Origin of the sequence: Flavobacterium sp. (genome assembly GCF_043722275.1) — a bacterium.
Taxonomy (GTDB): Bacteria; Bacteroidota; Bacteroidia; order Flavobacteriales; family Flavobacteriaceae; genus Flavobacterium.
The window spans coordinates 1-24,765 of record NZ_JAYSPC010000193.1 but is presented as its reverse complement, the minus strand read 5'-3'; the positions used below and the strand labels follow the sequence as shown (position 1 = coordinate 24,765).

General features: G+C 32.2%; 21 protein-coding genes. 20 read left to right on the top strand and 1 reads right to left on the bottom strand.

All coding sequences use genetic code 11. From position 1 onward, the window contains the following. The first annotated feature begins 152 nt into the window (after positions 1-152). The 20 genes from ACHZDT_RS22285 (at position 153) to ACHZDT_RS22190 (ending at position 22,536) form a co-directional block, all read left to right on the top strand. Positions 153-377, top strand: coding sequence for a hypothetical protein (locus ACHZDT_RS22285; protein WP_394776899.1), 225 nt, complete (start codon positions 153-155; stop codon positions 375-377). A 3-nt stretch (positions 378-380) separates the two neighbouring features. After that, positions 381-653: a hypothetical protein gene (locus ACHZDT_RS22280; RefSeq protein WP_394776898.1), complete on the top strand. Its 273-nt coding sequence runs from the start codon at positions 381-383 to the stop codon at positions 651-653. A 264-nt stretch (positions 654-917) separates the two neighbouring features. Continuing rightward, entirely contained in the window at positions 918-2,315 is a 1,398-nt protein-coding gene (locus tag ACHZDT_RS22275) for a DUF1800 domain-containing protein (protein WP_394776897.1), read from the top strand. Positions 2,316-2,327: 12 nt separating this feature from the next. After that, on the top strand, positions 2,328-3,494 hold the full coding sequence (locus ACHZDT_RS22270) for a DUF1501 domain-containing protein (RefSeq protein WP_394776896.1): 1,167 nt from the start codon (positions 2,328-2,330) through the stop codon (positions 3,492-3,494). Between the two features lie 110 nt (positions 3,495-3,604). Next, positions 3,605-3,952, top strand: a complete 348-nt coding sequence (locus tag ACHZDT_RS22265; protein WP_394776895.1) for a type II toxin-antitoxin system RelE/ParE family toxin — start codon at positions 3,605-3,607, stop codon at positions 3,950-3,952. Then, complete coding sequence (locus tag ACHZDT_RS22260; RefSeq protein WP_394776894.1) at positions 3,936-4,241, top strand: helix-turn-helix domain-containing protein; 306 nt, start codon at positions 3,936-3,938, stop codon at positions 4,239-4,241. Before ACHZDT_RS22265 ends, ACHZDT_RS22260 begins: the two co-directional genes overlap by 17 nt. A 353-nt stretch (positions 4,242-4,594) precedes the next feature. After that, positions 4,595-5,434: a prephenate dehydratase gene (locus ACHZDT_RS22255; RefSeq protein WP_394776893.1), complete on the top strand. Its 840-nt coding sequence runs from the start codon at positions 4,595-4,597 to the stop codon at positions 5,432-5,434. A gap of 86 nt (positions 5,435-5,520) precedes the next feature. Continuing rightward, positions 5,521-6,666, top strand: coding sequence for a pyridoxal phosphate-dependent aminotransferase (locus ACHZDT_RS22250; RefSeq protein ID WP_394776892.1), 1,146 nt, complete (start codon positions 5,521-5,523; stop codon positions 6,664-6,666). Positions 6,667-6,832: 166 nt separating this feature from the next. Then, positions 6,833-7,690 (top strand): prephenate dehydrogenase, encoded by an 858-nt coding sequence (locus ACHZDT_RS22245; RefSeq protein WP_394776891.1) that lies wholly within the window; start codon positions 6,833-6,835, stop codon positions 7,688-7,690. 19 nt (positions 7,691-7,709) lie between these two features. Then, positions 7,710-8,792 carry a chorismate mutase gene (locus ACHZDT_RS22240; protein WP_394776890.1) on the top strand — a complete coding sequence of 361 codons (1,083 nt, stop codon included), beginning with the start codon at positions 7,710-7,712 and terminating at the stop codon, positions 8,790-8,792. 294 nt (positions 8,793-9,086) lie between these two features. Next, complete coding sequence (gene rsgA, locus ACHZDT_RS22235) at positions 9,087-10,064, top strand: ribosome small subunit-dependent GTPase A (RefSeq protein WP_394776889.1); 978 nt, start codon at positions 9,087-9,089, stop codon at positions 10,062-10,064. Positions 10,065-10,206: 142 nt separating this feature from the next. Further along, positions 10,207-10,659 carry a D-aminoacyl-tRNA deacylase gene (dtd, locus tag ACHZDT_RS22230; RefSeq protein WP_394776888.1) on the top strand — a complete coding sequence of 151 codons (453 nt, stop codon included), beginning with the start codon at positions 10,207-10,209 and terminating at the stop codon, positions 10,657-10,659. 64 nt (positions 10,660-10,723) lie between these two features. Next, the gene (locus ACHZDT_RS22225; protein ID WP_394776887.1) at positions 10,724-12,631 is read left to right on the top strand and encodes a DUF3857 domain-containing protein; all 1,908 of its coding nucleotides are present in this window, start codon (positions 10,724-10,726) and stop codon (positions 12,629-12,631) included. Between the two features lie 15 nt (positions 12,632-12,646). Beyond that, entirely contained in the window at positions 12,647-14,659 is a 2,013-nt protein-coding gene (locus ACHZDT_RS22220) for a transglutaminase domain-containing protein (RefSeq protein ID WP_394776886.1), read from the top strand. Between the two features lies 1 nt (position 14,660). Beyond that, complete coding sequence (locus tag ACHZDT_RS22215; protein ID WP_394776885.1) at positions 14,661-16,652, top strand: DUF3857 domain-containing protein; 1,992 nt, start codon at positions 14,661-14,663, stop codon at positions 16,650-16,652. A 3-nt stretch (positions 16,653-16,655) separates the two neighbouring features. Beyond that, positions 16,656-16,982, top strand: a complete 327-nt coding sequence (locus ACHZDT_RS22210; protein WP_394776884.1) for a nucleotide pyrophosphohydrolase — start codon at positions 16,656-16,658, stop codon at positions 16,980-16,982. 127 nt (positions 16,983-17,109) lie between these two features. After that, positions 17,110-18,333: a 3-phosphoshikimate 1-carboxyvinyltransferase gene (locus ACHZDT_RS22205; RefSeq protein WP_394776883.1), complete on the top strand. Its 1,224-nt coding sequence runs from the start codon at positions 17,110-17,112 to the stop codon at positions 18,331-18,333. 853 nt (positions 18,334-19,186) lie between these two features. Continuing rightward, the gene (gene queA, locus ACHZDT_RS22200; RefSeq protein ID WP_394776882.1) at positions 19,187-20,236 is read left to right on the top strand and encodes a tRNA preQ1(34) S-adenosylmethionine ribosyltransferase-isomerase QueA; all 1,050 of its coding nucleotides are present in this window, start codon (positions 19,187-19,189) and stop codon (positions 20,234-20,236) included. Positions 20,237-20,410: 174 nt separating this feature from the next. Further along, positions 20,411-21,688 carry a kynureninase gene (kynU, locus tag ACHZDT_RS22195; RefSeq protein WP_394776881.1) on the top strand — a complete coding sequence of 426 codons (1,278 nt, stop codon included), beginning with the start codon at positions 20,411-20,413 and terminating at the stop codon, positions 21,686-21,688. A gap of 410 nt (positions 21,689-22,098) precedes the next feature. After that, positions 22,099-22,536 (top strand): YMGG-like glycine zipper-containing protein, encoded by a 438-nt coding sequence (locus ACHZDT_RS22190; RefSeq protein ID WP_394776880.1) that lies wholly within the window; start codon positions 22,099-22,101, stop codon positions 22,534-22,536. A 133-nt stretch (positions 22,537-22,669) separates the two neighbouring features. On the opposite strand, the gene ACHZDT_RS22185 is transcribed toward ACHZDT_RS22190, so the two are convergent. Continuing rightward, entirely contained in the window at positions 22,670-24,481 is a 1,812-nt protein-coding gene (locus ACHZDT_RS22185; RefSeq protein WP_394776879.1) for a hypothetical protein, read from the bottom strand. Positions 24,482-24,765: the final 284 nt, after the last annotated feature.

Genomic DNA, 24,765 nt, shown 5'->3' with positions numbered 1-24,765 from the left:
ATTTATAGAAAGCAGTTATCGTTATGGTAGCTGCTTTTGTTTTTTTAGGAGCTATTTCCCGCTTTTCGTTGCAATCTTTTTTATTTTTAAAGAAAAATAAAAAAGGATTTCCACTTCAATCGGGGCTAGGAAAAAAAATAAAATAGATATTTATGACAAAAGTAATAATGGAGAGTTGGAGATATGGACTAGAAAAAGTTTCTCTCACTAAATTACAATACGAGAAACTTGGAATGTCTTTAAAAGATTCAAAAACAAATACTGACATGCTTTTAGATGATAATGTCATAATTTTAGAAATTGAAGATGAAAATGTAGTCCAAGAGTTTTTAAAAGAAGCAGATAGAATTGGTGTAAATTGTAAAATATTAGAATAATAAATGAATTTGCATAAAAGCATTATTGAAAACAAAGAAGAGTTTTACAACCTAGCTATTCAGTATTACACTAACATTGATAAAGAACATTTAGGAGAATGTTTAATAGTCCTAAAATCGATTTCCATATTAATCGATCATCAATTTATTGCAACTCCTTGTGTTGAAATAAAATTAGAACTCAGAGATCAGGATAGTCAAAAAAGTATTGGTAATTACTTTTTGTACATTGATGAAAGGAGAAATTTTGTTGACGAATTTCTTATTTTTCATTAAATCTTGTTTTTTTTGTCATTCCGAAGAATGAGGAATCTCCGCAAGTAGCTCGATAAAGATGAGCGACTTGTTTAACATAGCCCAAGGTTGAAACCTTGGGCTATGTTATTGTAAATTTTTAATAATATTTCCAAAATTTCCCCGTTTTAATTAATACAAAAGATTTTTAAACCTTAGCCCCTTAGTATCTCAGTACCTTAGAAACTTCCTCAAATTAAACCTTTAGGAAAAAACAAAGTCTTATTTCAAACAAATTCCTGCGTTATGAAAAAAAGCAATCTTTGGTCGTTACGATTGGGTTTTTCCGGAAAAGAATCCGATACAATTGAGAAACTAGGACTGGAAAAATTTCTAAAACATTCCTATGATTCAAAATTCGACACACAACTTCCTGCTTTTTTAAACGACGATCCCAAAACACTTCTTGAACTTAAGGAATTACGCGAATCCATAAAAACCGCTGATTCAGAAGAAAAGAAAAAGGTTCTCAAAAAAGAAATCTATTCAGCCGTTGAATTAAAAAAATGGTGGATTGCCAAAATCCGAAACGACGAATTTCCGTTACGCGAAAACATGGTTTGTTTCTGGCACAATCATTTTGTTTCTACGACTCAAAAAGTAAAAGTCAATTATTGGATTTACCAACACAATATGATTTTGCGCGAAAATGCTTTTGGGAACTTTAAAGAACTCACGAAGCAAATCGTAAAATCGAATGCAATGGTCAAATACTTAGACAACGTGGATAATAAAAAAGGAAAATACAACGAAAATCTAAGTCGAGAATTATTGGAATTATTCACCATCGGGATTGGGAATTATACTGAAAGCGATATTAAAAACGGTGCAAGAGCTTTGGCCGGACTAAATTACGGAGATGAAGGAGCGGTTTATAGAAAATTTGCAGAAGATAATAGCGATAAAACTTATTTCGGGAAAACCGGAAATTTAAAAGCAGATGATCTTGTTGATATTATTTTCGAACAAAAAGAAATCCCATATTTAATTACCCGAAAAATCCTTAAATGGTTTGTTTATGATAATCCGTCAGAAGAATTAGTAAAATATTACGGAGATTATTTCAGAAAAGTAAAGTTTGAAATCGAACCATTATTAACTAAAATTTTTACCGAAGAATATAAGAAAGAGACTTCGGGAACTAAAATAAAAGATCCGTTAGTTTATATATTACAGCTTTTGGATGAATTGCATATCGATGATCTTGATGATGGTATGGTTATGTTTTTCCTGAAACAGCAAGGAATGGATTTGTACAATCAGGTAAATGTAAAAGGTTGGGATGGCGGAAATTCCTGGCTGACTTCGCAGATTTATTTGCAACGCAATAATACGGCAGATTTACTTTGCAGCGGAAGAAGCATCACCAGAAAAGTATTAAATACGATGACTTCTGAAACTGAAAAGCCAAAATCAGAATTCGAGAAAATCGACATAAAAATTGATTTTGATCCTGACGGAAATAACAAAACTATTATCACCGAATTGTCTAACCGATTATTATTTAAAGTAAATGATTCGATGCAAAAAGACATGGAAAATTTGCTCAAATACGATTTTGACCCAAAAGAGGAACACGCCAATTTTGCCGTACTAAGACTGTTTAATTACATCACAAAACTACCCGAATATCAATTAATTTAGAAAGCTAAAGCAATGAACAGAAGGAATTTTCTAACACTTACAGGAACTTTTACAGGCGGAATGCTTGTGCTTCCTGATTTTTTACATGCTTTTGGTACGCAAAATAATTTGGTAATTGGAGAGCAGTGTATTGTATTTATTCAATTGAATGGAGGAAATGACGGATTGAATACTTTTATTCCGTACGATAATCCATTGTATTATGATTTACGAACTAAAATTGCTTTGAATAAAGATGCGGTTATTGGAAAAAATAACGGAATGGCATTTCATCCTTCGTTAAAAGATTTTGCCCAAATGCAGCAAAACGGGGATTTAACCGTAATTCAGAATGTGGGATATCCGGAACCTATTCGATCTCATTTTCGCAGTCAGGAAATTTGGCAAACCGCAACAGATTCTAATAAATACATTAACGAAGGCTGGTTAGGTCGTTATCTTGATTTGCAATGCAACGGACATCAGGCAACGGCAGGAATAAATCTGGACTCGATAGATAATCTGGCTTTAAAAGGGATGGAACCCAATTCGATAACCGTAAAAGATCCAAATAGATTTAAAGTAAAATCAGATAAAGAAGAGGATGTAACCTTATCTGATAATCCGCAATTAGATTTTGTTCGGAAAATCGCCAATTCAGTAACAGAAGGATCTGATGAAATTCAGAAAGCATTGGCGAAATCAAAATCAGAAATCAGTTATCCAAAAACTGATTTGTCTAAAAACCTCGAATGGATTGGCCGATTGATAAAAGGGAATCTGAATTCAAAAGTATATTATACTTCCCTTGGCGGATTTGATACGCATGATAATCAACTTGCGATTCACGAGAAAAAATTAGCCGATTTAAATGACGCCTTATATAGTTTTTACCAGGATTTAAAACAAGCGCAATTACTTCAAAATGTTACCATTGTTGTGTTTTCGGAATTTGGGCGACGGGTAAAAGATAACGGAAACGGAACGGATCATGGAACCGCAGCACCAATGTTTATTATTGGAGGAAATAACAAGGGAACTATCCTGGGAAATAATCCGGATTTAGCGAACTTAGATAATGGTGATTTAAAATATGAAATTGATTTCAGGAGTGTTTATGCTTCATTATTACAGCAAAAGATGAATTTCGATTATGCTAAAATTGGAATTAGAAATATGCCGGTTTCGGGATTGTTTTAAATAAATAGAAGTAAAACAATATATAATGTAGCTTTTTTCGTATAATTGCTGTTTGAAAGTGAAATTGCAAATAAACATGTTTCACTTTAAAACAACTTTTATATATTTGCATGAATAGTAATTTAAAATTTAGATCTGTCTTTCTCTTTAAAGATTATTTTCGAAAATTCTACGAGAAACAACAAGATAAAGTTAAGCAGAAAATACTTTGGACAATAAGATTAGTTGAATATGTCGATAGAGTTCCAGTAACATATTTGAAATATATCGAAAATACAGATGGGCTTTTTGAAATGAGAATTCAAGTGGGAACTGATATTTTTAGGATTTTTTGTTTTTTTGAGAGAGAGAAATTAGTTGTTCTTACTAATGGCTTTCAAAAGAAAACTCAAAAAACACCAAAAAAAGAAATTGAAAAAGCATTAAGAATAAAAAAAGAATATGAAAGCGAAAAATAAAAACTTAACAAGCCTCGATGAATTTATTGAAATTGAGTATGGCAAAATTGGGACATTAAAACGTGACGAATTTGAAGCAGGTTTTGAAAGTTTTAAAATTGGAGCCATGATCCATGAAGCAAGGCTTCAAAAAGGAATGACTCAGGAAGAACTTGCCGCAAAAGCAGGTACAACAAAATCATATATATCTAAGATTGAAAATAATGTTAAAGAAGCAAGATTTTCAACACTTCAAAAAATTGTAGAACTTGGTCTGGGAGGGCATTTAGAGCTGTCAATTAAATTTTAAGATCCAAAATCTTAATATCTTAATAACCGAATGCTCAAAACCAATTACCTAAATCGTATTTTAAGGCTGATTTATTATAATATCCTACAAAACCAATAGATTTTGTTAAGAAATCCTTTTTTGTTTCATAAAATGCAATATTTGTTTTGGTGCGGTAAAAATAATTTATACATTCGCAAAGAATTTATTGAAAAACACAAACAAAATGTCTAATAACCGTTTTTATTTTAGCAACTCTTTTTATTTCTTCTTTAGTAGAAGTGAGGATTGTGCTATGGTTATTTGAGAAATTAAAAAAGACAAATAAAACTAATATACAATCCTGATGAAAATCAGGATTTTTTTTTGAATATATGACAACTAAAATTGCAATACAAGGTATTAAAGGTTCTTTTCATCATCAGGTTGTGAAAGAGTATTTCTCTGAAAATGTGGAAATTGATGAATGTTTGTCTTTTGAAGAATTGGTCGATAGCCTGATTTCAGGAAAATCTGATCAGGCGGTAATGGCGATTGAAAATTCGATTGCAGGACCAATTATTCCGAATTATGCCTTGATTGACAAGAATAATTTACACATTATTGGAGAGCATTATTTGAGCATTCACCAAAATTTAATGGCTTTAAAAGGGCAGAAAATCGAGGATATAAAAGAAGTTCATTCGCACCCAATGGCAATTTTGCAATGCATGGATTTCTTAAAACAATATCCGAACATTAAATTGGTTGAAGATAAAGATACGGCTGAAACCGCAAGAAGAATTCAGGAAAAACAATTAACCGGAATTGCAGCAATTGCAAGCAAAACGGCTTCTGAAATGTATGATCTTGAGATTATTGCGCCTGAAATTCAAACGATCAAAAATAACATGACTCGTTTTGTGATTATCAAAAAACAGAATTCATTTTTGCCGGAAAACGAAATCAACAGAGCGTCAATCAAATTTGAATTAGATCACAAAAGAGGAAGTTTAGCAGCGGTTTTAAATGTAATGAGCGATTGCAAACTGAATTTAACCAAAATTCAGTCATTACCAAAAATTGAAACTCCCTGGAAATATTCGTTTTTCGTAGATGTGACATTCGAGAAATACGAGGATTTTGCAAAAGCCAAGTCGCTACTAAATATAATGGCAGAATATTTAAAAGTATTGGGAGAATATAAGAATACAAAACCGTTAAGTCAGTCTTAAAGTTGGAAAGCCGAAAGTTTGAAAGTAACAATAAGAGAGCATAAAGCTTACGGCCTAAAACCCAAAGCAAAATATAAATAAAAATCATGATTACAACAGCAAAAAGATTAGATACAGTTGAAGAATACTATTTCTCATCAAAATTGAGAGAAGTTCGTCAACTACAATCTGAAGGAAAATCGATCATCAATATGGGAATTGGAAGCCCTGATTTGAGTCCGTCCAAAGCAGTAATTGAAGCAGTTGCTGCAGCAATTCTGGATGAAAACGGACATGGTTATCAGAGCTATCAGGGATTACCGGAATTGAGAAAAGGGATGGCAGATTTTTATCAGAATCAGTTTGGTGTTGAGTTGAATCCGAATAATGAGATTTTGCCTTTGATGGGTTCGAAAGAAGGAATTATGCATATTTCGTTAGCCTTTTTAAATGAAGGCGATCACGTTTTGATTCCGAATCCGGGTTATCCAACGTATACTTCGGTAACTAATTTGGTTGGGGCGGTTCCGGTTTATTATGATCTGAAAGAAGCAAATGCATGGGAACCGGATTTTGAAGCATTGGAAAAACTGGATCTTTCGAAAGTAAAAATTATGTGGCTGGGTTATCCGCACATGCCAACAGGAGCGAGAGGAAGTTTGGCATTATTTGAAAAATTGGTTGCTTTTGCTAAAAAACACAACATATTATTGGTTAACGATAATCCGTATAGTTTTGTTTTGAATGATAACCCAATGAGTTTATTACAGGTTGAAGGTGCGAAAGATGTGGCTTTAGAATTAAATTCACTTAGTAAAACATTCAATATGGCAGGTTGGAGAGTTGGAATGGTTTTAGGAAATCCTGAAATTATCGATGCTGTCCTAAAAGTAAAAAGCAACATGGACAGCGGAATGTTCTATGGAATTCAGAAAGGTGCAATTGCAGCTTTGAATTGTGATAAATCCTGGTTTGAAGACCAAAACAAAATTTACAGACGCCGTCGTGAACTAACAGAAAAATTAGCAGAAAAATTAGGCTGCGAAGTTTATAAAGAAGGTGTTGGCCTTTTTGTTTGGGCAAAATTGCCGGAAGGAATTAAATCATCAGAAAAGTTCATTGACGAAATATTATACGAGAAACATATTTTTATCACTCCGGGAACTATTTTCGGAAGTAATGGTGAAGGATATATTAGGTTTTCGTTGTGTGTAAAAGAAGAAAAAGTACAAGAAGCGATAGACAGGTTTTAAATTTTAGATTTCCTGCAAGGTTTTCGAAACCTTGTAGGTATTAATCAAAAGTTCTTGGAAAAACGAGAAGCCCTAGCCCTGATAGAAGTGGAAATCCTTTTTTGAGGTTTTTACCGAAAAAAAGATTGAAACGGATAGCAGGAAATAGCTTCTAATAAAAATAAATATGAAAGTATACGTAATAGGAATAGGGTTAATAGGCGGTTCGATGGTGCTGGACATCAAAGAAAAACATCCTGACGCTACTATTTTTGGAATTGACAATAACGAAAAACACTTGCAGGAAGCGATTGATCTTGGCGTTATCGATAAGGCGGGAAGTTTTGAAGATTTGGCGGAAGCTGATTTTGTAATTGTTTCGGTTCCTGTTGATGTGGCGCTGGTAGTTTTGCCTAAAGTGCTGGATTTGGTTGGAGATCAAACAATTGTTTTTGAAGTAGGTTCGACTAAAAAGCCAATTTGTGATGCTGTTGCCAGTCACCCGAAAAGAAGAAATTTTATTGCAACACATCCAATTGCAGGAACGGAGTTCTCAGGACCTTCGGCGGCGATAAAAGGTTTGTTTCAGGGGAAAACAAACATTATTTGTGAGGTGGAAAAAACCACTTTCAAATTGCAGGAAAAGGCGTTAAAGCTTTTTAGCGAAATAGGAATGAGAATTCGATATATGGACCCAATTTCGCACGACAAACATATTGCTTACGTTTCACATTTGTCGCACATCAGTTCGTTTATGTTGGGGAAAACCGTAATGAATAAGGAAAAAGACGAACAGGATATTTTTGATATGGCGGGAAGTGGATTTGAAAGTACGGTTCGTTTGGCAAAAAGTTCACCCGCAATGTGGACACCAATTTTTAAGCAAAACAAGGAACACGTTATTGAAACGTTAGAAGAATACATCTCAAATCTGAGTCGGTTTAGGGATTTGTTGAAAGAAGAAAATTACGACGCCATTTTTGAAGAAATGGAAAGCACGAATAAAATCAGGGAGATATTAAACGGATTAACAATTAAAAAATAAAAATAAACTAAAAATTAAGATGGAAAATAATAAACAAATGAGAAAGTGGTTAGATGATTTCAATTTAAATCACCCACTTGTGATAGCAGGACCATGTAGTGCAGAAACGGAAGATCAGGTATTGAAAATTGCGCATGAATTGAAAGATTCAAAAGTTAGTGTATTCAGAGCTGGAATCTGGAAACCAAGAACGCGTCCGGGAGGATTTGAAGGAGTTGGAGAAATTGGTTTAAAATGGCTGCAAAAAGCTAAAAAAGAAACTGGTTTATTAATGGGAACTGAAGTTGCAACTGCAGCGCATTGTAAGTTGGCTTTAGAGCATGATATCGACGTTTTATGGGTTGGTGCTCGTACAACTGCAAACCCTTTTGCGGTTCAGGAAATTGCTGATACTTTGAAAGGAACTGATAAAATCGTTTTGGTTAAAAACCCTGTAAACCCTGATTTAGCTTTATGGTTAGGTGGTGTTGAGCGTTTACATATGGCTGGAATCGAGAAATTAGGAGTTATTCACAGAGGATTCTCTACTTACGAGAAAACAAAATACAGAAACATTCCGGAATGGCAAATTGCTATCGAATTGCAAAATAAATTCCCTGATTTACCTTTAATCATCGATCCATCTCACATTACCGGAGATCGTAAAATGATTTTTGAAGTAACTCAAGAGGCTTTAGATTTGAATTACGATGGTATGATTATCGAAACGCATTACGATCCGGACAATGCCTGGTCTGATGCTGCTCAACAAGTTACTCCGGATGCTTTGAAACAAATCATTAAAGATTTGACAATTAGAAAAACGGATGATACTACAGATCAGTACACTCAAAAAATGACTAAACTAAGAGCTAACATCGACGTTCTTGATGCTAACTTATTAGAGTTATTAGGAAAACGTATGAAAGTTGCTGACGAAATTGGTCAGGTGAAAAAAGATGCAAACGTAGCGATTCTTCAAAATAATCGTTGGAATGAAATTTTAGGAAAAATGATTCTTGAAGGGGAGAAAAAAGGTCTTACTGAAGAGTTTGTTTTGAAAATGTTCAAAGCAATTCACCAGGAAAGTATTGGTCATCAGGAAAAGGTAATCAACTCGTAATATTTTTTAAACCATATAAGTGATATAAGTAAATTTAAGTTTTTGTTTACATTGAATTTAGGTTTTATTATATCACTTTTGGCAATTCTCTATTAAATCTCCATGTTTCGTTGAAACGTGGAGATTTTTTGTTTTATTAACTATCATAAACAGAATCTAAATATTCAGGCTTATTTATATTCTCTTATATAACTTATATGGTTAAAATTATTAATTTATCTTTGCAAAGATTTACAGTTTAAATCTATCCCGTCCCGAAGCTTCGGGATCGGGACTAAAATCTAAAATTAAAGAATGACAGGACTCGTATATAAATCTACAGGAAGTTGGTACACTGTAAAATCTGAAAAAGGCGATTTTATAGAATGCCGTATGAAAGGGAAGTTTAGGATGAAAGGTATTAAGAGTACTAATCCTATTGCTGTAGGTGATATTGTAGATTATGAACTTGAAGAAACTTCGGATACTGTAACGGGAACGATTTTTAATATTCACGAAAGAAAAAATTACATCGTTCGTAAATCCGTTAATTTGTCGCATCAAATGCATATTATCGCATCGAATATTGATCGCGTATTTTTATTGATTACGATTAATAATCCGCCAACGACATTCAATTTTATAGATCGCTTTTTAGTAACTGCCGAAGCTTATAATATTGAAACGATTTTGGTTTTTAATAAAATAGATACTTTTGATGAACCTACTTTAGACGATCAATTGTATATGCAATATGTGTATCAGCAAATTGGGTATAAATGTCTTCGCGTTTCTTCGACAGAAATGAAGGGTATTGACGAATTAAAAGAAATGATGATTGGTAAGGTAAGTATGTTTTCCGGGCATTCGGGTGTTGGAAAATCGACTTTGGTAAACGCCATGGAGCCTTCTTTACATCTTAAAACCAAAACCATTTCTGAAGCCAGTAAACAAGGTCAGCACACAACTACTTTTGCAGAAATGTATGATTTGTCTTTTGATGCAAAAATCATCGACACACCAGGAATTAAAGGTTTTGGAATCGTTGATATGGAAAAAGAAGAAATCAGCGGATATTTTCCGGAATTCTTCAAACTAAAAGATCAATGCAAGTTTAACAATTGCCTGCATAAAGAAGAACCACATTGCGCCATTAAAGTTGCTTTAGAAAGAGACGAGATTGCGTGGTCACGTTATAATAGTTACCTGAAAATCCTTGAAGGTGATGACGAAAATTATCGTACAGATAATTATGATGAAGATCGAAAAGCAAGCGATGAACTGAGAAAGTAATTGAATAATTGTTGATGGTTAATTGTTAATTATTGATTACAAAGCTTGCCTGATCAAATTTAATTGCCAGAATAATTTCTCAAACAATAATCGTCAGAATAATTAACAATTAACAATTTACAATTCATAATTAACCATTAACATGAAAGTAGTTCTTCAAAGAGTTTCTCAAGCATCAGTAACGATTGACAATCAAAAAGTTGCTGATATTCAAAAAGGTTTATTGATTTTGGTAGGAATTGAAGATTTAGATACTCACGAAGATATTGATTGGTTGGTTGGTAAAATCATCAAAATGAGAATTTTTGGTGATGAAAATGATGTTATGAATTGTTCTGTTCAGGATATTGATGGCGATATTATTGTAGTAAGTCAATTTACACTTCATGCTTCTACAAAAAAAGGAAATCGCCCTTCGTACTTAAAAGCTTCAAAACCGGAATTTGCGATCCCAATGTATGAGAATTTTGTTAATTCTCTGGAAAAGGAATTCGGCAAGAAAATTCAAACCGGAATTTTTGGCGCAGATATGAAAGTTAATTTGCTGAATGACGGACCTGTAACAATATTAATAGACAGTAAAAACAGAGATTAAAATTTTATTAGACAAATGTTAAAAATTTCTAAAAATAATATATATTTGACGAAATTACTTACTAATGAAAAAGCACTTTTTTGCGCTGTTTTTTTTCTTCCTTACCTTTATTTCTTCTGCTCAAAAGAGCGAATTTGTTTTTACACCAATTTCAGATAGTCTTATCGAAAATGCCAATGCGGTTGTTCGTTTGAATCAATTGGATATTAATATTGTTTCGCAAAGAGAGATGAGCATGAAAACTCAGCGCATTGTAACTGTTATAAATGAAAAAGGTTTAAGGGAAATCGATGCATATCAGTATTATGATAAAAGAACTACCGTAAAAAATATCGAAGCAATAATTTACGATGCTTCCGGTAAGGAAATTAAAAAAATAAAACGCAAAGATTTTATAGATGAAAGTTCGGCAAGCGGAAGCACTCTTTTTTCGGATAACCGTTATTTGTATTTAGATTATACTCCAATTTCATACCCGTTCAGCGTAATTTTTAATTGCGAAATTCAAACTTCAACAACAGCATTTATTCCGGCATGGTTTCCTTTGTCAGGTTACTTTTTAAGTATTGAAAAAAGTGTCCTGAATGTTACATACCCTAATAAACTTGGATTTAGGAAAAAAGAATCTCAATTTTCTGTATTTAATATAAAGAAAACTTCAGATACAGATACTAAGCTTTCCTATGTAACAACTAATATTTTAGCGCAAAAACCCGAAGATTATAGTCCTGCCTTTAGAGATTTATATCCAAAAGTGGTAATGAGTTTAGAATATTTTAACTTAGAAGGTGTTGACGGCAACGCAAAGGATTGGAAGGAATATGGGAAGTGGTTTTCTGATAAAATTTTAACAGGAACTACAGTATTATCCGCAGAAACAATAGCTAAAATAAAAGCTGTTGTAGGCAATGAGACAGATCCTATAAAAAAAGCAAAAATTGTTTATCAATTTATGCAGGAAAAATCCAGATATGTAAGCATTCAAGTAGGAATTGGTGGTTGGAAACCTATGTTGGCCGGAGATGTGGACAGATTAGGTTATGGTGATTGTAAGGCACTTTCTAATTATACAAGAGCATTATTAGATGCAGTTGGAGTCCCGTCTTATTATACTGAATTATATGGTGATTCAGATTTAATGGATATCGATGAGGATTTCTTTTCAATACAAGGAAATCACGCCATTTTATGTGTTCCCGACAAGGATAAATATGTTTTTTTAGAATGTACAAGTCAAAGTGATCCTTTTGGATATCAGGCAAATTTCACTGATAATAGAAAAGTCATCGTAATTAAACCTGATGGCGGAGAAATAATAAGAACAAAAATTTATGATCCAATAGAAAATAAACAATATAGTAAAGGAAGTTTCGCGATAGATGAAAATGGATTTTTTTCGGGTAAAATAAATATTCTTTCTGAAGGTTCGCAATATGGAATAAGAGAAAGAGTTGAAAAGTTACAGCCAACAGAAAAAGAATCACATTACAAAAATTATTGGAACAATATCAATAATTTAAAACTCGGAAAAATAACTTTTACTAACGATAAGGATAATATTCGTTTTACCGAAGAAGCACAAATAAGCGCAATTGATTACGGAAATATTGCAGCCAATAAGATGATTTTTACCGTTGATGCTTTCAATCAGAGTTCGGTTAATATAAAAAGAATCAGAAACAGAAAAAATCCATTTCAAATTCAGCGAGGTTATTTAGATTCAGATGAAATCGAAATTAATTTGCCAACGGGATTTACGATCGAATTTTTGCCTTCAAATTTTGAGTTGAAAGGAAAGTTTGGAGAATATAAAACGGAAATCATTAAGAAAGAAAATAATAAACTTACCTATAAACGATCGATGCTTTTAAATAAAGGGAAATATTCTAATAAAGAGTATGATGAATATCGCCTTTTTATGGAACAGATTTCAAGAAACGATAATGCCAAAATCATATTAATCAAGAATTAAACAATAACCAAGTACATGAAATTTATTAAACCTTTAAGTCTTTTAATGTTTTTGCTTTTTATATCAAAAGTAACAGCGCAGGAATTTAAATTAGGAAAAGTATCAATTGCCGAATTAGAGCAAAAGGTACATCCTAAAGATTCATCGGCAGTAGCTGCGATATTGTATACAAGAGGGAGGACCAGAATTGAGTACGATCTAAATGATGGTTTTATTACTTTGACAGAAGTAGAAACCAGAATTAAGATTTATAAAAAAGAAGGGTATAATTGGGCAAATCGAAGTGTATGGTATTATAATCAGAATGGCTTTAAGGAAAAAGTGAGTTTTGATGATGCGGTGACTTATAATTTAGTAAATGGTAAAATCGAAAAAACAAAATTGAAAAGTGATGGTACTTTTGATGAAATAGTAAATAAATTAAGAAGCCAGAAAAAAATAACAATGCCTAATGTTAAGGAAGGTTCTGTTATTGAATTTAGTTATCTCGTTAGAAGTCCTAGTGACACAGGGATTAGAAAGTGGGATTTTCAAAGCAGTATTCCGGTAAATTATTCTGAGTTTTCAACTTATGTTCCGGAATATTATGTTTTTAATTCAAGACAAAAAGGATATATTTTCCCTAAAGTTACCTCTCAAAAAAATCCGAAATCCATTACTTTCACAAATAAGGAAAGAAGTGAAGGTGGACATTCTAAAACTATTTTTTCCACAAGTAAATTAGATTATATGGAAACGCAGACCACTTATTTGGCTGTAGATTTTCCTGCTATAAAAGATGAAGCTTTTGTGAATAATATTGATAATTATACCTCAAGTATTCAGCATGAACTTTCGATGACGAAATCTCCAAGTTCGAAAATGAAAATGTATTCCACAGATTGGAATTCGGTAGTAAAAACAATTTATGATTACGATGATTTTGGTCCTGAATTAAACAAAACAGGTTATTTTGAAGAAGATTTAAAAAAATTGCTCGAAGGGAAAACTACAAGCGATGAAAAAATACTAGCTATTTTAAATCATGTAAAAACCAATGTAAAATGGAATGATTACGCAGGATATAGTTGTGACAATGGTGTTAAAAAAGCATACAAAGAAAAAACAGGAAATATTGCTGATATTAATTTAATGCTAACCGCAATGTTACGTTATGCAGGCTTAACGGCAAATCCGGTTTTAGTAAGTACACGTTCTAATGGAATTGCGATTTTCCCTAACAGAAATGCTTTTAACTACGTGATTGCTGCGGTTGAAACTCCAAACGGAAATATTTTATTAGATGCTTCGGATAAATTTTCAACTCCAAATATTTTACCACTCAGAGCTTTAAACTGGTCAGGAAGATTAATTAGAAAAGACGGAAGTTCTGAAGAAGTTGATTTAATGCCTAAAAAAGCTTCAAATGATATTGTATTTTTGAGTTACAGTATTGATGCAGAAGGTAACGTAAAAGGAAAAACCAGAAGACAAAGTACAGATTACAATGCATTAATTACCAGAGAGAATATTAGCGACTTAAAAGAGGAAGAATATTTAGAGAAATTAGAAAATCAAAATAGTAAAATTGAAATAAGCGATTATTTAAGAACAAACGAAAAAGAAATTTTATTGCCTATGATGGAAACATATTCGTTTGCAGGTAATAATTTATGCGAAATAATAGGAGGAAAAATATACGTAAGTCCGATGTTGTTTTTTACAAATGAAAAAAATCCGTTTAAACAGGAAGTTAGGGAATATCCGGTAGATTTTGGATTTCCATTTTCTGACAAATACAATATTACACTTACAATACCTGATGGATTTATTGCTGAAACACTACCGGCACCGGTTGTAATTAATATGGAGGATAATTTAGGAAGCTTTAAGTTTAATATTGTTGCAAATGATAATAAGTTACAAATTAGTATTCAGCATCAGATTAATGAAGCAATTGTTACAACAGAAAAATATGAAATGCTTAAGGAATACTATAAAGGCATGATTGCAAAAGAAACCGAAAAAATTGTATTAAAAAGAATATAATATGAAGTTTCAAAACTTAGTAATAGTTATTTTTTTATTTCTGGGAATTTCAAATGCCAAAGCCCAAAATTATGAACTGGGAAAAGTAACTATTACTGAATTAAAAGAAAAATCAAATCCAAAAGATACAACCGCTCCGGCTACAATTTTATTTAAAAAAGCCAGAACCTATTTCACTTACGATAAAGACAAAGGCTTTTATGCCAATCACGTTTATGAATTTAAGATTAAAATTTATAAAAAAGAAGGATTAAAATGGGCAGATCAAAAAGTGCGTTTCTATATTGGTTATGAATCGCTGAATGAGGATCGATTAGAGTTTTCAAATGCAGTTACATACAATCTGGAAAACGAATCAATTGTAAAAACAAAACTCGATAATCAAGGAACTTTCAAGAAAAAAGTAAATAAATTCTGGAACGAAAAAACAATAACATTGCCTAATGTCAAAGTAGGTTCTATTATAGAATACAGATATATTCTAAAATCAGAGAACATTGTAAAATTACCTGATTTTGATTTTCAATTTGATATTCCCGTTAGCTACTTTGAATACAAGACAGATATTCCGGAATACTATATTTATAAGCCTATTTTAACTGGAAGTCATAAAATTGAAGCTGAATCAAAATTCACTAATGCAAATCAGTCTTTTACGGATGAGCATAATATGACCAAGTCAATATCATACAAGCAAATTAGTGCTTTTTATAAAGGAAAAGATATTCCGGCATTAACAAATGAGCCGTTTGTAGATAATATCCAAAATTATACAGGATCTATTCATCATGAATTAGAAAGAGTTAGATATCCGGATCAGCCGGTGAAAGATTATGCGATGACCTGGGAAGGCGTTGCTACCAATATTTTTAAAAGTGAAAATTTTGGAAAAGAACTCAGTGAAAAAAGCTTTTTATTAGATGATGTAAAACGGTTGCTAACAAATGTTGAATCTCAAAATGAAAGATTAAATATCATTTTCAAATTCGTTCAAAGTAAAATGAACTGGAACGAAGTAAATGATTGTTTCACAGATAAAGGTGTAAAAAAAGCATACGCCGATCAATTGGGAAATACAGCCGAGATCAATTTTATTTTAATCAATATGTTAAAATTGGGAGGCATTGACGTAAATCCGGTTTTAGTAAGTACGATCGAAAATGGAGTACCGGTTTATCCCACAAGAACCGGTTTTAATTATGTAATTGCAGCCGCTGAAATTGACGGAAAACAAATTTTGTTAGATGCATCTCATAAATTTACCTATCCAGGAATTTTGCCATTAAACATTTTAAACTGGAAAGGCAGATTAATTAAGAATGATGGAACTTCGACAGAAATTAATTTAGTTCCTATTAAAATATCAAAAGAAGCTTCGACTTTGCTGGTGAAAATTGATGATCTGGGTAAAATAGAAGGTAAAATCAAAATTCAAAGAACAGATTACAATGCTTATCTCTTTAGAATCGAAAATGCGAATAAAGCTCAGGAAAATTATCTCGAAAAATTAGAAGAGCAAATGGGAGATTTAAAAATTTCCAATTATACAATTGAGAATAAGAAAACGAATTTTCAAGATCCGGTAATAGAAACATTTAGTTTAATTTCAGAAAACCGTGTGGACATTATAGGGGGCAAGATTTTCATAAATCCATTGTTGTTTTTTACAAGATCTAAAAATCCTTTTAATCAGGAAACAAGACAAATGCCGGTTTATTTTGGATATCCAACTCAGGAAAAAATAAACGTAAACTTAGAAATTCCTGAAGGCTATATAGTAGAATCATTGCCGACGCCTGTTAGGATTGTGTCCGAAAATAAAGAAATTGTTTATCTGTTAAATATATCAAACGAAGGAAACAAAATTCAAATAAGTAGTTCAAAAGAAATTAACAATAGTATTTTTGCAGCTGATCAATATGAAGGATTAAAAAATATTTTTCAGAAAATGATCGCGAGTCAAAACGAAAAAATTGTTCTAAAAAAAATATAACTTATGGACTTGAAAAATGCCCAACTTGATGTAGATACCTGGATAAAAGAACACGGTGTTCGCTATTTTAACGAGCTTACAAATATGGCACAACTTACAGAAGAAGTAGGGGAAGTGGCCAGAATAATTGCCCGCAGATATGGAGAACAATCCGAAAAAGAAAGCGATAAAAACAAAGATTTAGGCGAAGAATTAGCCGATGTTGTTTTTGTAGTTTTATGTCTGGCTAACCAAACCGGAATTGATTTACAAACTGCTTTTGATAAAAAAATGGATTTGAAATCAATTCGCGATAAGGATCGTCATAAAAACAATGATAAATTGAAATAATTGTGAAATATCACTCATAAGTTTTGAATTATGAGTTTTGAATTTTGAATTATGAATGGGGAGTGGTAAATTGCGTGGCGAATTACGTCTCTAACCATAATTCATAATTTTCAACTTACAATTAAAAATGAATTTATTACTTCAAACAACTCAACATAATTTACAAGGACAAATTGCAGTAACAGGATCAAAAAGCGAAACAAATCGTTTATTGTTACTAAAAGCATTATTCCCCAATATTACATTAGCAAACACTTCAAATTCTGATGATAGCGAGGTAATGCAAAAAGCGTTATTAGGCGATGACGAAATTGTAGACATACATCACGCCGGAACGGCAATGCGATTTTTAACCGCTTATTTTGCTGTAAACGAAGGTCGTGACGTTATTATGACAGGCTCAAGCAGAATGCAGGAACGTCCGATCAAGATTCTAGTAGAAGCTTTAGGACAATTAGGAGTTGAAATCTCTTATGAAAAAGAAGAAGGTTATCCGCCAATCAAAATCCAAGGAAAAAAAGTAACTGCTTCAAAAGTAACTTTGGCAGCAAATGTAAGCAGTCAATATATTTCGGCACTTTTATTAGTAGCTTCAAAGTTAGAAAATGGTTTAGAGCTTACTTTAGAAGGAGAAATTACTTCGATTCCATATATTAAAATGACATTAGCTTTGCTTAAAGATTTAGATATTCAGACTAGTTTTGAAGGAAATGTAATTAAAGTTTATCCGAAAGCTGAAGTTGCGTCAAAAGAAATGGTCGTAGAATCTGATTGGAGTTCAGCGTCTTACTTTTTTAGTTTAGTAGCTTTGGCCGATACAGCTTCAATAACTTTAAGCAGTTACAAAGAAAATAGTTTACAAGGAGATTCTGAATTAGTATCGCTTTATGAGAAATTAGGAGTTCAGACTACTTTTCAGGACAATAAAATGACATTGGTTAAACAAGAGAATTTTCAATTTGGAACAATAAATTTTGAACTAAATAATACGCCGGATATTGCGCAGACAATTGTTGTAACTTGTTTAGGTTTAGGAATTGGCTGTCATTTAACGGGTCTTCATACTCTAAAAATCAAGGAAACCGACAGACTTGAAGCGCTTAGAATTGAATTAACGAAATTAGGAGCTAATATTTCGGTTACAAATGATAGTTTGACTTTGACAGCATCAGAAAACATCAATCATAATGTAAAAATTGCTACATACAACGATCACCGTATGGCAATGGCATTTGCTCCATTAGCGTTAAAAGTGCCAATTATTATTGAAAATGCTGAAGTAGTTTCTAAATCATATCCTGATTTTTGGAATGACCTGAAAGCTTTAGATTTTCAAGTTTCAGAATTGTAAAAATTAAACCATATAAGTAATATAAGTTCATTTAAATAAAATGTGCTTAATTTGAATAGCCTCCAGTTTTAACTGGAGGTTTTTTTAATGTCTTAGTTTTTGGCTTTAGCCAAATAAAAATAATAGGATTTTTTAAACCATATAAGTAATATAAGTTCATTTAAATAAATGTGCTTACTTTGAATAGCCTCCAGTTTTAACTGGAGGTTTTTTTAATGTCTTAGTTTTCGGCTTTAGCCAAATAAAAATAATAGGATTTTTTAAACCATATAAGTAATATAAGTTCGTTTAAATAAAATGTGCTTAATTTGAATAACCTCCAGTTTTAACTGGAGGTTTTTTTATGTTTAGATTTTCGGCTTTAGCCAAATAAAATAATAGAATTTTTTAAACCATATAAGTAATATAAGTTCATTTAAATAAAATGTGCTTAATTTGAATAGCCTCCAGTTTTAACTGGAGGTTTTTATGTTTAGATTTTCGGCTTTAGCCAAATAAAAATAATAGAATTTTTTAAACCATATAAGTAATATAAGTTCGTTTAAATAAAATGTGCTTAATTTGAATAACCTCCGGTTTTAACTGGAGGTATTTTTAATGTCTTAGTTTTCGGCTTTAGCCAAATAAAAAACACCAACAATTTTTTGCAGCATCCTAATTAAATGAACTTATATTACTTATATGGTAAAAAAACATTTTTTTATGTTGTTAAAACGCCACTAAATCAACGACTTTTAAAAATAAACATCAAAACACTTGACAACGCCTATCTCACAATCGTATATTTGCACACGATTAAAAATCAGGTCTTCAAATAATCCTGATCGAAATCTATAACTCATAACTTTCTCAAATGAAATTATCACATTTTCAATTTAATTTACCGAAAGAACTTTTAGCGGAATTCCCAGCAGAAAACAGAGACGAATCTCGTTTAATGGTAATCGATCGTCAAAAACAAACTATAGAGCACAAAATGTTCAAAGATGTTATCAACTATTTTGATGACGGAGATGTTTTGATTCTTAATAATACTAAAGTTTTCCCTGCACGTTTGTACGGAAACAAAGAAAAAACAGGAGCAAGAATTGAAGTTTTCTTATTAAGAGAATTAAATTCAGAGCAACGCCTTTGGGATGTTTTAGTTGATCCGGCTCGTAAAATCAGAATTGGTAATAAACTTTATTTTGGTGACGACGATTCGTTAGTTGCTGAGGTAATCGACAACACGACTTCTCGTGGTAGAACTTTACGTTTTTTATATGATGGTTCTTACGAAGAATTCAGAAATAAATTAACAGAACTTGGAGAAACTCCAATTCCTAAATACATCAGTAGAGAAGTAACACCTGAAGATGCTGAAAGATACCAAACTATTTATGCAAAAGAAGAAGGAGCTGTAGCTGCACCAACTGCAGGTTTACATTTCTCAAAACACCTTTTGAAAAAATTAGAAATCAAAGGAATTAACTTTGCTGAAGTAACATTACACGTTGGTTTAGGAACTTTTAATCCAGTTGAGGTTGAAGATTTATCGAAACACAAAATGGATTCTGAGGAATTGATTATCAAACAAGAAGCTTGTGATATTGTAAATGCAGCTAAAATTGCTAAAAAACGTATCTGTGCTGTTGGAACAACTTCGATGCGTGCTATCGAAAGTTCAGTTTCATCTCAAAATACTTTAAATCCTTTTGAAGGATGGACAAATAAATTTATTTTCCCTCCTCATGATTTTAGTATTGCAAACTGTATGATTACAAATTTCCACACACCAAAATCAACATTATTAATGATGATTTCTGCTTTCTGTGGGCACGATTTAATGAAAAGAGCATACGAAGAAGCAATCAAAGAAGAATACAAATTCTATTCTTACGGAGATGCGATGTTAATCATCTAATTCGTCAAGCGAAATAAATATGGAAAACCTGTCAGTGATGACGGGTTTTTTTATTTAAAATTGGTTTCAAGTTTTTTTTGTTTCAGGTTTCAAGTTTTGCAGAACGTTAAACTTGAAACCTGAAACTTGAAACAAAAAAAACATTTCCTATTTTTACGATTCAAAATAAAAAAAATGACTTTTCAAAATACACGCGAATTTGCGAAACAACTTGACGCAGAAGATACCTTAAATCAATATCAGGATCAATTTATATTTCCGAAAGTAAATGACAAACGAGTAATTTATTTTACAGGAAATTCATTGGGATTACAGCCTAAACGTACCAAAGCATATATTGATGAAGTAATGAATGATTGGGCAGATCTTGCTGTTGAAGGCCATTTTTATGCTGAAAAACCCTGGTGGGATTATCAGGAAAGATTTGCAGAACCATTGAGTAAAATTGTTGGTGCTTTACCATCAGAAGTTACAGTTATGAATACTTTGACCGTAAATCTTCATTTATTAATGGTTTCGTTTTATCAGCCAAAAGGGAAACGTTACAAAATTATTTGTGAAGAAAAAGCTTTTCCTTCAGATCAATATATGTTCCAAAGTCAAGTGCATTTTCATGGATATAAAACAGAAGATGCAATTGTAGAAATTAAACGTCGCGATGGCGAACACAATATTCGTCTGGAAGATGTTCTGGCAAAAATTAAAGAAGTTGGTGATGAACTGGCTCTGGTTTTAATAGGTGGAGTAAATTATTATACCGGACAAGTTTTTGATATTAAAACAATTACCGAAGCCGGACAAAAAGCAGGAGCAAAAGTAGGATGGGATTTAGCACATGCTGCCGGAAACATCAAACTTGAACTTCATAATTGGAATGTAGATTTTGCTGCGTGGTGCAGTTATAAATATATGAATTCAGGACCTGGAAATGCTTCAGGTTGTTTTGTACACGAAAAACATCATAATGATCCTGATTTACCAAGATTTGCAGGTTGGTGGGGACATAACAAAGAACGCCGTTTTAAAATGGAACCTAATTTTGATCCGGTTCATGGAGCTGATGGCTGGCAGATTAGTAATTTACCCGTACTTTCTTTGGCGCCTTATTTAGCTTCGGTTGAAATGTTTGCTGAGATAGGAATGGATGCTTTAATTGCTAAAAGAGATAAAATTACATCTTACTTAGAATTTATTTTACATGAAATTGATCAGGAAGTAAAAGGTAATTTCGAAATTATCACACCTTCAAATCCTGAAGAAAGAGCGTCGCAATTATCAGTTTTTTTACATGGAGAAGGACGTAGCTTATTTGATTATTTAATGAAAAACGGAGTAATCACAGATTGGAGAGAACCTAATGTAATTCGTCTTGCGCCAGTTCCGTTGTATTGTTCTTATGAAGATATGTATGATTTTGGACAAATTCTGAAAAAAGGAATTTTAGGGAAGTAAAAAAAAATCTCTCGCAAGTCTTAGAGGTGCAAAGTTTTTAATTAGACAAGTAGTGCTGTTTGTCATTTCGACCGAAGGGAGAAATCACACTAACATTCCGTAAAGAATGTCGCCAATCTTTGTAGATCTTCTAGTGTGATTTCTCCTGCGTCGAATGACATAAAGTGAGAAAAAACTTAACGACGTGGCGTCTTTGCGGGATTGTTTTTTAGATACAATTTAAAAAAATCTGCTTAAATCTGTGAAAATATGTGTAAAAAATCATTCAGCTAATTGAAGGAAATCCGTTTTAAATCCGCGTTCAAATTTATTACAATCATCAAATTTTATAACCTTTCTCCTAAATCATGTAACATCATTAATATATATCTTCTTTAATTTGTAGAGTATAAATTTTTAAAACTACAATCATGAAAAGCTTATGTATTATATTAGTTGCTTTATCTATCGTTTCTTGTCAAAATCAAGGAAAAGGGGATATTAATAAAGCAAAACAAGCTAGCATTGATTCGATGAGAGTTGAAATTGATAAACAAAAAGTTATTGATTCAATGAAGACAGAAATGGCTAAGATGAAAGAGGAACAAAAAGTAGAATCCCAAAAAGTTGTCGTAGTACATGAACAACAGGCTAACGGAACTTCAACTGCAACTACCACAACTACCAAAAAGAAAAAAGGCTGGAGCGCTACTGCTAAAGGTGCCGTAATTGGTGCTGGAGTTGGTGCTGCAACTGGAGCAATTGTGAGTAAGAAAAAAGGCGAAGGTGCCATTATTGGTGGTTTAGCCGGTGCTGCTTTAGGAACCGGAACTGGTGCTGTCATCGATAGTAAAAAGAAAAAAGAATAGACTAAATCTATCATTATAAAAAAAACAGGCTGTCCGTATGGGCAGCCTGTTTTTTATAACAATTTGTCAATTCCGAGGAACAAGGAATCTTCGCAAGTACCTCACGTAAAGAAAAACTATTTCATTCCTTAAATTATACTAATTCCAAACTTGGAATCTTAATTTCTGCTAATTCTGATTTATAAAAATCGAAATCTTTTTTAATCTTGCTCAAATCATTTCTGAAATATAATGATGACGAAAGTAAGTTGTCATAATATTCAATTCCTTCAAAAATATTGGATTTAAAAGTATTCCATTTTTTTAGCTGAGAATTGGTAATATCACCGGAAATATTTTCGATTTCATTTCTAAAATAATCAACATACATTTTTAATTCTTTTACAAATAAGTTCGGTCTGTTTTCCGTTCTTAAAACCGAATTATTTCCATAAATATGACCCAACATATCAGATAAAGAAACTTCTTGGTCAAAATAAGCCATATTTGGCCCAGGACAGATTATTACGCCTTGTGCCTGACCTTTTATTTTAATATCATTCTCTAAATACGAAGCATTGGCTAAACCAACACATAAGCATGATTTTTCGGTAATATCAAATTTTGCTTTTTCAAAAGCTTTGACTGACATTGTTTCTTTTACGTTTTCTAATTCCTCCAGTTTATGATCCTGGAATTTTTTCGAAGCGCTGCAAATTCCTTGTGGATCATATTCTTTGCTTAAAGCAAGGAATTTCTTCGGACAAGAACTTCCGGCTTTGTTTTGATCTATTCTTTTTTGTCTTAAAATTTCATTTGTAGTTCCTCTCAAAGTGTTAAACGGAACTCCTAATGGCGAAATATGACTTAAATATAAATCCTCTTCTTTTGCATTTATCAATAATTCGCGTGTTGCTTTATCTACCGAAGTTGCTTCCGGAACCAATAAAAATGGCGTTCCCCAACCTACAGAATCAACTTTGTAATTTTCTAACAAAAACTCATGTTCTTCAGCAGTTCCTACGCCGCCCTGAACCGTAATTTTTAGAGGTAAAGGACTTTTTGGTGTGTGAAATTGTTTTTGCTGTAATACTTTTGTCATCAACTCATGCGCAGATTGAATAAGCTGATCTTTTTTTTCTTTGAATTCTTCTAATATCGGACCTAATAAAAGTCCGTCAGTAGCAAAAGCATGTCCGCCGCAATTTAATCCGGATTCAATTCTGTACTCAGAAACCCATAATCCTTTTTTAGCAAGGAAATTTCCCTGAATCATTGCAGATCTAAAATCACTTACCTTTAAGGTAATTTTCTTTTTTAGTTCATTATTTAAATTCGGAAAAAAATCTGAAAAATTTTCAAAATAACTAAATAATCTCGGATTCATTCCCGCAGAAAGTACAACAGAAGATTCAAGATTACTATTCGCAAAACCTCTTAAAGCTGCATGAGCATCATTGAATTCGATTGGTAATTGTTCATTTTTATCAAAATTATCTTTGTCCAGTTTCGTCATGATATTCACATCAATTAATCCAGGAGAAAGATGTGACTCAATATAATTTTGAATGTTTTCCTTAAAAGAAATTCCATCATCCAGTAGATTTTGAAAACCCTTTTTGATATCTGAAGTATTAGGCAGCATCGCAATATAATTTTCTACAGCAGTTTTGCTTTCTATAAGTTCAGTTTTGAAATTCTCAAACTTTTCTTTTACAATTTTGTCTACTAAATTTAGATATGAAGTAATTCTTTGTGCTCTGTAATCGTGAAATTTTTGAGTTATTTCTTCGTATGGTAAATTGAATTTTGTGCTGTAAAAATTACGCATTTTTTCAATTAAATCATCATCGGCTATTGAAACCACAGATGAAATCCCATATTGTGCCACTCTTATTGGGCTGTCGATTGTATATGCGAGCCCCATTACAGGAATATGAAAGGTATGTAAAGGCTTTTTTGTCATTTGTTTTTAAATTAAAATAAAAGCAAATGTTGGAAAATAAATTATTTTAAAACCTGATAATTGTCAGGTTTAAAATGGTTGAGAAATGTTTGCCGTGAATTGCCCGAATTTTTATTTGAAGTAAAGTTTAGTCCCTGTGGGCAATGTCATTAAATTAAGGGGAAATCTATAAAATTACTTAACAATTTAATCAAGAAAGTAATTAGAAAAATCCGTTTTTATCAGCGTTTTCGCTTTAGCGAATCAGTAAAATCAGCGTCTAATTTTGACGCGGATAAAACAGA

Coding starts and splice junctions, on each gene's coding strand:
- ACHZDT_RS22275 (WP_394776897.1), top strand. CDS start 918: ATGAAAAAAAGCAATCTTTGGTCGTTACGATTGGGTTTTTCCGGAAAA.
- rsgA (WP_394776889.1), top strand. CDS start 9,087: ATGACAGGACTCGTATATAAATCTACAGGAAGTTGGTACACTGTAAAA.
- ACHZDT_RS22285 (WP_394776899.1), top strand. CDS start 153: ATGACAAAAGTAATAATGGAGAGTTGGAGATATGGACTAGAAAAAGTT.
- ACHZDT_RS22190 (WP_394776880.1), top strand. CDS start 22,099: ATGAAAAGCTTATGTATTATATTAGTTGCTTTATCTATCGTTTCTTGT.
- ACHZDT_RS22185 (WP_394776879.1), bottom strand. CDS start 24,481: ATGACAAAAAAGCCTTTACATACCTTTCATATTCCTGTAATGGGGCTC.
- ACHZDT_RS22265 (WP_394776895.1), top strand. CDS start 3,605: ATGAATAGTAATTTAAAATTTAGATCTGTCTTTCTCTTTAAAGATTAT.
- ACHZDT_RS22240 (WP_394776890.1), top strand. CDS start 7,710: ATGGAAAATAATAAACAAATGAGAAAGTGGTTAGATGATTTCAATTTA.
- ACHZDT_RS22260 (WP_394776894.1), top strand. CDS start 3,936: ATGAAAGCGAAAAATAAAAACTTAACAAGCCTCGATGAATTTATTGAA.
- ACHZDT_RS22220 (WP_394776886.1), top strand. CDS start 12,647: ATGAAATTTATTAAACCTTTAAGTCTTTTAATGTTTTTGCTTTTTATA.
- kynU (WP_394776881.1), top strand. CDS start 20,411: ATGACTTTTCAAAATACACGCGAATTTGCGAAACAACTTGACGCAGAA.
- ACHZDT_RS22270 (WP_394776896.1), top strand. CDS start 2,328: ATGAACAGAAGGAATTTTCTAACACTTACAGGAACTTTTACAGGCGGA.
- ACHZDT_RS22225 (WP_394776887.1), top strand. CDS start 10,724: ATGAAAAAGCACTTTTTTGCGCTGTTTTTTTTCTTCCTTACCTTTATT.
- ACHZDT_RS22280 (WP_394776898.1), top strand. CDS start 381: ATGAATTTGCATAAAAGCATTATTGAAAACAAAGAAGAGTTTTACAAC.
- ACHZDT_RS22215 (WP_394776885.1), top strand. CDS start 14,661: ATGAAGTTTCAAAACTTAGTAATAGTTATTTTTTTATTTCTGGGAATT.
- ACHZDT_RS22245 (WP_394776891.1), top strand. CDS start 6,833: ATGAAAGTATACGTAATAGGAATAGGGTTAATAGGCGGTTCGATGGTG.
- ACHZDT_RS22210 (WP_394776884.1), top strand. CDS start 16,656: ATGGACTTGAAAAATGCCCAACTTGATGTAGATACCTGGATAAAAGAA.
- dtd (WP_394776888.1), top strand. CDS start 10,207: ATGAAAGTAGTTCTTCAAAGAGTTTCTCAAGCATCAGTAACGATTGAC.
- ACHZDT_RS22205 (WP_394776883.1), top strand. CDS start 17,110: ATGAATTTATTACTTCAAACAACTCAACATAATTTACAAGGACAAATT.
- ACHZDT_RS22250 (WP_394776892.1), top strand. CDS start 5,521: ATGATTACAACAGCAAAAAGATTAGATACAGTTGAAGAATACTATTTC.
- ACHZDT_RS22255 (WP_394776893.1), top strand. CDS start 4,595: ATGACAACTAAAATTGCAATACAAGGTATTAAAGGTTCTTTTCATCAT.
- queA (WP_394776882.1), top strand. CDS start 19,187: ATGAAATTATCACATTTTCAATTTAATTTACCGAAAGAACTTTTAGCG.